A 6,520-nucleotide genomic window follows, 5' to 3' on the forward strand; every position below is an offset into this window, starting at 1 on the left:
AAGTCCCGTTAAAGGAGCCAGACAATACTTTTCATTAGGTGCTGGATTCAAATATACAACTGCAAAAATTGATGTTTCGTATTTATTTTCATCTTCAAAAATAAGAAACCCGTTAGAAAACACACTCCGTTTCTCACTCACGTTTAACTTTGGTGATAATTACGGAATAAATTAATATAAAATCAACAATCTCTAATCCAAATTTCAAAACTGAAATTTGGATTTTTTTTCCAAAATAAGCAAATGAAAAAAATTACTATAACTACTGATTTTGGTGTTTTTGACACCATTCAAGAATTACCAAGTGACATACAAAATTTGATGCAAGAAGCGGTTACTATTCGCCACAAAGCCTATGCTCCCTACTCTAATTTTAAAGTAGGCGCCGCACTTTTATTAGATAACGGAAAAATAATCCTAGGTTCCAACCAAGAGAATGCCGCTTTCCCTTCTGGACTTTGTGCAGAAAGAGTTGCCATTTTCCAAGCCGGAGCAATTTATCCTGAAACCAAAATTTTAAAAATGGCCATTTCAGCAGCATCTGAAAATTCAACAACTAGCGCACCAATACCCCCGTGTGGCTCTTGTAGACAATCTATTGCCGAATACGAAATAAAGCAAAACACCCCAATTGAGATCTATTTTATGGGTGAAATAGGTGCTATTTACAAATCAGACTCACTAAAAAACTTACTCCCACTTCTTTTCGACAAAAAGTTCTTATAAAAAAACTCAAAAAATAGCATATTAATTTTAGTGCTAAGTTGGAATGTCTTATTTTTGCACTTCGCAAATTTGTGTGAGGAAACTATTTTGCGTTATTAGGTACAATTGATAACACAACATTATTCAAATGAAAGAAGTTACAAAAGAAGTTTATTTAAAGTGGTACGAAGACATGCTACTTTGGAGAAAGTTTGAAGACAAACTTGCAGCATTATACATCCAACAAAAAGTAAGAGGATTTCTCCACTTATACAATGGTCAAGAAGCCGTATTAGCAGGTGCTATACATGCTATGGATTTGACTAAAGACAAAATGATTACCGCTTACAGAAACCACGTACAGCCTATCGGAATGGGAGTAGATCCTAGATTTGTAATGGCTGAACTTTTAGGAAAAGTGACCGGTACTTCAAAAGGAATGGGAGGCTCTATGCACATTTTCTCTAAAGAACATCGTTTTTATGGCGGTCACGGGATTGTGGGTGGCCAAATTCCAGTAGGAGCTGGATTAGCTTTTGCAGATAAATATTTTGAAACTGGAGGAGTTACTATGACCTATTTTGGTGATGGTGCAGCGCGTCAAGGTTCGTTACACGAAGCTTTTAATATGGCTATGTTGTGGAAACTACCTGTTGTATTTATCGTTGAGAACAACGGTTATGCTATGGGAACTTCTGTAGAAAGAACAGCCAATCATACTGACATTTGGAAATTAGGTTTAGGATATGAAATGCCTTGCGGACCTGTTGACGGAATGAATCCTGTAAAAGTAGCAGAAGCAATGACCGAAGCAATTGAAAGAGCGCGTCGTGGAGATGGCCCTACTTTCCTTGAAATGAAAACGTACCGATACAGAGGACACTCTATGTCTGATGCACAATTATACCGTTCAAAAGAAGAGATAGAAGAATACAAAAAAATTGACCCGATTACACAAGTTTTAGATGTAATCAAGGATCAAAAATATGCTACTGACGAAGAAATCGAAGCAATTGACCAAAGAGTGAAGGATTTAGTTGAGGAATGTGCAAAATTTGCAGAAGAATCTCCTTATCCAGAAATTCAACAATTATACGACGTAGTATACGAACAAGAAAACTATCCATTTTTACCTCATAAATTATAATCAATTATGGCTACAATAGTAACAATGCCTCGTTTGAGCGATACAATGACAGAAGGAACGGTGGCTACTTGGCTTAAAAAAGTAGGTGATAAAGTAAGCGAAGGAGATATCTTAGCTGAAATCGAAACAGACAAAGCAACAATGGAATTTGAATCCTTCAACGAAGGAACTCTTTTACATATTGGGATTCAAGCAGGAGAAACTGCTCCTGTAGATTCTTTATTAGCAATTATAGGTAATGAAGGGGAAGATATTTCAGCATTATTAGCTAGTGGCGCTACAGCAGCAGCTCCAGTAGTTGAAACAGCTGCAGCAACCGAAACAAAATCAGAAGCTCCGGCGGCTCAACCTGCGGCGGCTCTTCCAGAAGGAGTAATTGTAGTAACAATGCCTCGTTTGAGTGATACAATGACTGAAGGAACAGTAGCTACTTGGTTGAAAAAAGTAGGAGATACTGTTGCAGAAGGTGATATTCTTGCTGAAATCGAAACAGATAAAGCAACTATGGAGTTCGAATCATTCAATGCTGGAACTTTATTATATATCGGAATTCAAGAAGGAAGCACTGCTCCAGTGGATAGTCTTTTAGCTATCATTGGACCAGCTGGAACCGATATTAGCGGAGTAGCTGACAATTTTAAAGCTGGCGGATCAAGTACTCCAGCAACTACTGAAGAAGTTAAATCTGCACCTACAGAAAAAGCAGCTCCAATTGTTCAAGAAGCGGCAGCTGACGGACAACGCATTTTAGCTTCGCCTTTGGCTAAGAAAATTGCTTCTGATAAAGGAATCCAATTATCACAAGTAAAAGGTACAGGAGAAAATGGTCGTATCGTTAAAAGTGACATCGAAAACTTTACTCCATCTGCAAGTAACGCGGCAACTACTTCTGCACCAACACAAGAAACTGCCAAAGCAGCAGCTCCAAAAGTATTTGTTCCTGCTGGCGAAGTTTTCACAGAAGAAATTAAAAATTCGCAAATGCGAAAAATCATTGCGAAACGTTTGGCTGAATCACTATTCACTGCACCTCACTACAATTTATCTATTGAAGTAACAATGGATGAAGCAATGAAATCAAGAGCTGTAATTAACAGCGTTCCTGACACCAAAGTTTCATTTAATGATATGGTGATTAAAGCATGTGCTGTGGCATTAAAAAAACACCCAATCATCAATTCGCAATGGAGAGAAGATGCAATCATCATCAACCATCACGTAAATATTGGCGTAGCAGTAGCTGTTGAAGACGGATTAGTAGTTCCTGTATTGCGATTTACAGATGCTATGAGTTTATCTCAAATTGGTTCTAGTGTAAGAGATTTGGCAGGTAGAGCTAAAAACAAAAAATTACTTCCTAACGAAATGGAAGGAAGTACATTTACAGTTTCTAATCTTGGAATGTTTGGTATTACTGAGTTTAACTCTATCATTAACCAACCTAACTCTGCTATCCTTTCTGTAGGAGCGATTGTAGAGAAGCCAGTGGTTAAAAACGGCCAAATTGTAGTAGGTAACACTATGATGTTGTCTTTAGCGTGCGACCACCGTACTATTGATGGCGCTACTGGAGCACAATTTTTACAAACATTAAAACAATACATTGAAAACCCAGTAACTATGCTTGCTTAATTACTCGTTTTCTTTGAATCATAAATCCCGTCTTGTTTATACTTGACGGGATTTTTTATTTCATCTTATTCTTTTCTTCAATCCAACGAGACATATACTTTGTACTCTGCATAGTATGATGAGAAAGCATTTGTCCTAGAAAATTATTCTGCCGATGGTTTTTTAAATCAAGTTTTAAAAATGATACTTGTTTTGCAAATTCAACTACAAATAATTCTTTTAAGTAACGTTGTTTAACAATTGTAAATCCATTTTCTTGGCTTTGCAACCACAAACTCTCTTCTTGATACAATTGCACTGCGGCATCTGCAAATTGTTGAGGCTCGTCTTCGATAATTCCATTCCAATCTAGAGTACCATGCATAGATTCTGCACCAATAGAAGAGGTAATAGTTGGGTTTCCATATTGCATTGCTTCCAATAATTTACCTTTAATTCCTGCGCCAAAACGAAGTGGTGCCAACAATACTCGAGTATTTGAAATAACTTCTTTAGCATTCTCTGCTCTACCTCTTATCAAAAACCCTTCTTTTTCATTATGCAATTGAAAAACCTTCTGAGAAGGATAAGCTCCATAGATTTCCAAAACTGCTTTAGGAAGTTGCATTCTAATTAATGGCCAAATCGTTTCTTTCAAATATTGAACCGCATTCCAATTAGGTTCGTGGAGAAAATTACCTATAAAACCAAAATTTTGCCTTTGCTGAAACGACAAGGGAGAGATCTCAAATTGATCAACTAATAGAGGTAAATAAAACAATAATGACTTCTCTATTCTGAAAATAGATTGCAGTAACTCCATTTCATATTCTGACACCATCAAAGACAAATCAGACCGTAAAATACTAGCTATTTCTCTTTTAGCCACGGCTTCTTCTAATAGATCAACAACTTGAAATATCCGATTCTCTTTGAATGCTTTTTGTCTAGCCAAACGCAAACAATGTAAATCTTCAGTGTCTAAAATTCGAATTGCATTCGCGCAATTTTCTGCAACACGCCAACCAAATTGTTCTTCCATCATAAAGCGATCAAACAATACAATATCAGGTTGCAAATGTCGAATAAAAGCATCAAAACTAGAATCGTTTAATTCAATAGTAACCTTATTCACTCCGAAATCAACTAGATTAACCATAAAATCACTATCCAAAGCAGGACTCGCAAAAGTAATTTGATAACCTTGCTCCTTAAAAAGAGAAATCAATTGCATCATTCTTCCACCAGCAGCTGAAGAATTAGGTTCAGGCCAAACAAAACCAATAATTAAAAGCGAGTTATTTACATTCATATGCTACATTCTAGAAGAGTACAAAATAATGTTATTTAAATGGTAATTCAATCATTTAACTTAAAAATAGAACATAAAAAGAGTAATTTTGTAACTCTAAATATACAATTCATGTTAGGACTTAAATTAGCTACCGACCCAAGATGGGTCAACATAGTCGAATCAAATATTGAAGAAATTTTAACGGATCATGCCTGGTGCGAACAGAAAGCAGCTTCAAACGCCATATACATAATCGTTAACAATTCAGAAAAAGAAGAACTCGTTACCGAGATGACTCGAATTGCTTTAGAAGAAATGGAACATTTCCAAATGGTTCACAATATAATTAAAGAAAAAGGGTTGGTATTAGGCAGAGAAAGAAAGGATAATTATGTGAATGATTTGGTTAAATTCGCCAAAAAAGATGGTAGCAGAAACGACGCCTTGGTAGAAAGACTTCTTTTTGCTGCTATGATTGAAGCAAGAAGTTGCGAACGTTTTAAAGTACTTTCAGAAAATATTCAAGATCCTCAATTGGCTCAATTCTATAGAGACCTTATGATATCTGAGGCAGGACACTACACCACCTTCTTAGCTTTTGCAAAACAGTACCAAGAAAACATCAATGTCGATAAACGTTGGAAAGAATGGATTGAATACGAATCGGCAATCATTGGCAACTACGGCAAGCAAGAAACCGTTCATGGTTAACAAAGCATCCCCAATTTGAAAATTGAGGATTTTTTTTGAGCACCCATCCTGTTTTCAAAACACGAGTAGTCCCGCTATCCGCGCTACAAGGTAGCTTGCTACTATCGGGGCTATAAAACTCATACAACCTGCTACCGCGCGAATCCCTTCGCGTGGTAATTAAACACAACTCACTTACATCCTAACTTTAATATCGTCCCTACGGGACTTCTTCTCTTTCTCATCTATAGTTGTTTTACCAAAATGTAACTCCTAGCGGAGTTAATAAAAAAATACTATAGCGTCAACTTATTACGAAGCGATTCAATAGTGATAAAGCAGAGTCAAATCTCCTATAGGGATGGCATAAACTCTTTGTCATTCCGACGAAGGAGGAATCTCATTAGTTGCTCTCGATATGTGATTCCTCCTTCGTCGGAATGACACCAAAAGTAACAAGGTTGATTTTCAACCCATGTTAGCTCGAGCATCTTGCTTGTGGCTTAAGTAAATTAAATAACACTCAAAACTACAATATCGTCCCTATGGGACTTTTTCTCTTTATCATCTATGGGTTTTTACCAAAATATAACTCCTAAAGGAGTTAATCAAAAAAACACTATAGCGTCAACTTATTACGAAGCGATTCAATAGTGGTAAACCAAAGTTAAATCCCGTAGGGATGGCATAAGTGTATAAAAGTACTCTTTGTCATTCCGACGAAGGAGGAATCTCATTAGTTGCTCTCGATATGTGATTCCTCCTTCGTCGGAATGACACCAAAAGTAACAAGATTGATTTTCATCAGTTAAATCCCTTAGATTTGAGATTAAGAGGAGGAAGCCCAGTGGGCTTCAGGTATAAAACAAAAAACCCCGTTTCGTTAGAAACAGGGTTTTTAAAAAGAAAGGCGACGAACCGAGCCCTTTAGGGCGAACACGTCGTACCTATAAACAAAAAAACTCCAACTTTTTCAAGTTGGAGTTTCATAAAGAAAGGCGACGACTCCCGATAGCTATCGGGACTCCCACATAACTGTAAGTACTCCCGAAGCGTCGGGACGCAGGCGGGCT

5 protein-coding genes are annotated in these 6,520 nt (G+C 37.0%); 4 read left to right on the forward strand and 1 reads right to left on the reverse strand.

The window, feature by feature from the left end:
- Window positions 1–243 precede the first annotated feature (243 nt).
- The 3 genes from RMR09_RS09140 to RMR09_RS09150 all read left to right on the forward strand — a co-directional run bounded on the left by RMR09_RS09140 (window position 244) and on the right by RMR09_RS09150 (window position 3,484).
- The gene (locus tag RMR09_RS09140; protein WP_310595496.1) at window positions 244–726 is read left to right on the forward strand and encodes a cytidine deaminase; all 483 of its coding nucleotides are present in this window, start codon (window positions 244–246) and stop codon (window positions 724–726) included.
- A 127-nt stretch (window positions 727–853) separates the two neighbouring features.
- Window positions 854–1,852 (forward strand): pyruvate dehydrogenase (acetyl-transferring) E1 component subunit alpha, encoded by a 999-nt coding sequence (gene pdhA, locus RMR09_RS09145; protein ID WP_310595497.1) that lies wholly within the window; start codon window positions 854–856, stop codon window positions 1,850–1,852.
- 6 nt (window positions 1,853–1,858) lie between these two features.
- Window positions 1,859–3,484: a 2-oxo acid dehydrogenase subunit E2 gene (locus RMR09_RS09150; protein ID WP_310595498.1), complete on the forward strand. Its 1,626-nt coding sequence runs from the start codon at window positions 1,859–1,861 to the stop codon at window positions 3,482–3,484.
- Window positions 3,485–3,539: 55 nt separating this feature from the next.
- Here the strand turns inward: RMR09_RS09150 and RMR09_RS09155 are convergent, their stop codons facing one another.
- The gene (locus RMR09_RS09155; RefSeq protein ID WP_310595499.1) at window positions 3,540–4,775 is read right to left on the reverse strand and encodes a glycosyltransferase; all 1,236 of its coding nucleotides are present in this window, start codon (window positions 4,773–4,775) and stop codon (window positions 3,540–3,542) included.
- A gap of 111 nt (window positions 4,776–4,886) precedes the next feature.
- On the opposite strand from RMR09_RS09155, the gene RMR09_RS09160 reads away from it, so the two are divergent.
- Window positions 4,887–5,468 carry a tRNA-(ms[2]io[6]A)-hydroxylase gene (locus RMR09_RS09160; RefSeq protein WP_310595500.1) on the forward strand — a complete coding sequence of 194 codons (582 nt, stop codon included), beginning with the start codon at window positions 4,887–4,889 and terminating at the stop codon, window positions 5,466–5,468.
- Window positions 5,469–6,520 lie beyond the last annotated feature (1,052 nt).

Origin of the sequence: Flavobacterium sp. (assembly GCF_031537875.1) — a bacterium.
Lineage (GTDB): Bacteria > Bacteroidota > Bacteroidia > Flavobacteriales > Flavobacteriaceae > Flavobacterium.